At 54.8% G+C, this 279-nt stretch carries 1 protein-coding gene; it reads left to right on the top strand.

Going from position 1 to position 279, the window contains the following annotated elements; genetic code table 11:
- Positions 1–36: 36 nt before the first annotated feature.
- Positions 37–279: formaldehyde-responsive transcriptional repressor FrmR (gene frmR / locus AC3XQU_RS23785; RefSeq protein ID WP_489876600.1), on the top strand; the 243-nt coding region annotated here is incomplete at its 3' end.

Here is a 279-nt window from a genome sequence, read left to right as displayed (position 1 = left end):
ATAATGCGGCGGTGTACCCAAGTAGAGAGGTGTTCGATGCCACACAGCCCGGAAGAAAAGAAGCAAGCACTGACGCGCATCAGGCGCATCAAAGGTCAGGTAGCGACTCTTGAGCAAGCGCTTGATGCAGGTGCGGAATGTCCTGCAATTCTTCAGCAGCTTGCGGCCGTTCGTGGGGCAGTCAACGGATTGATGGCAACGGTTCTGGAGAGCTATCTGCGGGAAGGGTTTCCCAGTAGCGAAATCAGGAGCGATTCGCAGAACAAGTCCATTGACGAG

It is taken from the genome of Telluria sp. AZSoR62, from assembly GCF_058111565.1.
Note: the sequence above shows the minus strand (reverse complement) of the source record. Positions and strands in the feature narration are given on the sequence as shown.